The sequence below is a fragment of the Microbacterium sp. HMWF026 genome (genome assembly GCF_003061325.1).
Classification (GTDB): Bacteria; Actinomycetota; Actinomycetes; order Actinomycetales; family Microbacteriaceae; genus Microbacterium; species Microbacterium testaceum_E.
The window spans coordinates 1-2,497 of record NZ_QAJB01000200.1; the positions used below are offsets into that span (position 1 = coordinate 1).

1 protein-coding gene is annotated in these 2,497 nt (G+C 68.6%); it reads right to left on the bottom strand.

Annotated elements, in window-relative coordinates; all coding sequences use genetic code 11:
• Positions 1-200: 200 nt before the first annotated feature.
• Positions 201-2,294, bottom strand: a complete 2,094-nt coding sequence (locus DBR36_RS08410) for an APC family permease (RefSeq protein WP_108318488.1) — start codon at positions 2,292-2,294, stop codon at positions 201-203.
• Between the last annotated feature and the right edge of the window lie 203 nt (positions 2,295-2,497).

Genomic DNA, 2,497 nt, shown 5'->3' on the forward strand with positions numbered 1-2,497 from the left:
GGGCCCTCCCTCGGGGCTGAATGTCCAAGACACGCGGATGCCGAGCGGCCCCCGTCCGCGTGTCTTGGACACTCGACCGCAGGAGCCGGCGCCCGGCCGCCGGGCAGCGGGCGGATGCGGGGGCACCGGCGGACCCCGGCGGACCCCGGCGTCAACGCCGAACGCCCCCACCCGAGAGGGGCGAGGGCGTCCGGGTCGGCTCAGGATGCCGAGGTCGGCGGCGTCTTCTTGACGCGCTGCGCGGGCACCTCGGCGATGGGCCGACCGCTGCGCGACTGACCCGGCAGGGGGCGTGAGCGACGGCCGTAGATGAGCTCCGACGAGTCCAGCAGCCACGGCACGAGGGTGATCGTCACGCCGTGCACGAGCATCAGCTGCTGCGCGAGGCGGCGCGAGCGGCGGTTGTGGAGGAGCGACTCCCACCAGTGGCCCACGATGAACTGCGGCAGGTAGACCGTGACGACGGCCGAGCCGTTGTTCTCGCGGTACTTCTTGATGAAGGTCGACACCGGCGAGCTGTAGGTGCGGTACGGCGAGTCGATGATGACGAGGGGGAGGGGCATGTCGTGCTCGGCCCACTCCTTCTGCAGCTTGGCCGCGTCCTCGTCGGTGATGGCCACGTGCACGGCGAGCGTCTTGTCGTGGTTGGCCGCCAAGGCGTAGTCGATGGCCTTCATGACCGGCTTCTGCAGGCGGTTCACCAGCACGATCGCCACATCGCCCGACGAGCCGAAGTGCACGTCGTCGTCCATGCGGATCTCGTGCTCGACGTCGCGGTAGTACCGGTTCACGCCGAGCATGAGGACCGCGAGGATCGGGATGGCGATGAAGACCAGCCAGGCGCCGTGCGTGAACTTGGTGATCGTGACGATCACCAGCACCAGCACCGTCATGCCGGCGCCGATCGAGTTGATCCACAGGCCCGAGATGGCGGAGCGGCGCTCGATGGCCGCGGACTGCTGCTTCGCAGCCTCCGCGGGGAGATCGTTCAGTCCTCGCAGCGCGCGGCGCCAGTGGCGCACCATCCCGATCTGGCCGAGCGAGAACGACACGAACACGCCGATGATGTACAGCTGGATCAGCGTCGTGAGGTTGGCCTGGTAGACGATCAGCACACCGATGGCGACGATGCCGAGGATGATCATGCCGTTCGAGTAGACGAGCCGATCGCCGCGGGTGTTGAGGGACTTCGGAGCGTAACCGTCACGCGCGAGCACGGCGCCCAGCAGCGGGAAGCCGTTGAACGCCGTGTTGGCGGCGAGCAGCAGCACGCACGCCGTCGCGGCCTGGATGATGAAGAACGGGATGCTGCCCATGCCGAAGGTCGCGGCGGCGACCTGCGCCATGAGGCTCGGCTGCGGGTTGTTCGCGCAGTCGAAGCCAATCAGGTTGCACGGGTTCTCGGCGTACTGCACGCCCGCGATGAGGGCGAGCGCGGTCAGACCGGCGAACAGCATGATGGCGATGCCGCCCATCATGGTGAGCGTCGTCTGGGCGTTGCGGATCTTCGGCATCCGGAACGCGGGCACGCCGTTCGACACGGCCTCCACTCCCGTCAGGGCCGAGCAGCCGCTCGAGAACGCCCGCAGGATGAGCAGGATCAGCGCGGCCTGCGTGAGCGATTCGGCCTGCACGGTGTACTCGGCGCTCGACGCGTGCGGGGCGTCGCCGAAGACGGCGCGGCCCAGGCCGAAGACGATCATCACCGCGACCGAGCCGATGAAGAGGTAGGTCGGGATGGCGAACACGCTCGACGCCTCGCGCACCCCGCGCAGGTTGACGATCACGATGAGGATCACGAAGCCGACCGCGATCTCGACCCGGAACGGGTTGAGCGCCGGCAGCGCCGAGATGATGTTGTCGACCCCGGATGCCACCGACACGGCGACCGTGAGCACGTAGTCCACGAGCAGGGCGGCGGCCACCACCACGCCCGGCACCTCGCCCAGGTTCTTGCTGGCGACCTCGTAGTCGCCACCGCCCGAGGGGTAGGCCTTGATGAGCTGACGGTAGCTGAGCACCACCACGACCAGCAGCACCACGACGGCCACCGCGACCCACGGGCTGAGCGTCAGCAGGGCCGTTCCGCCGATGAGCAGGATCATCAGCAGCTCCTGCGGGGCGTAGGCCACGGAGGAGAGGGCGTCGGAGGCGAAGATCGGCAGTGCCATCTTCTTGGGGAGGAGCTGCTCGTCGAGTTTCTCGGAGGTGAGGGGCTCGCCGATCAGGATGCGTTTCGCGATCGGCGTCTCTTCGCCGTCAACGCGACTTTCGTCAGTCACGGCGCGCGACATTACGCCCCCTGGACGCTGGGCGCAATCTGACGCGCACGACGTTCACCCCCCGGTCGTCGGAACGTGACCGGGGAGTACGGGCAGACCGTCGCGTCGAGGGTAACCGGCGCGGGGTCGGGATTCTTCCCGCCCCGCCTTTCCCTATGCTCGCGGGGTGGACAACATCGTGGGCTCGGGGGTGCTCGCCGTCGTCGCGGGGGCGG

Bases quoted from the DNA above. Each gene is read 5' to 3' on its own strand.
- DBR36_RS08410 (WP_108318488.1), bottom strand. From the start codon at position 2,294: ATGTCGCGCGCCGTGACTGACGAAAGTCGCGTTGACGGCGAAGAGACG.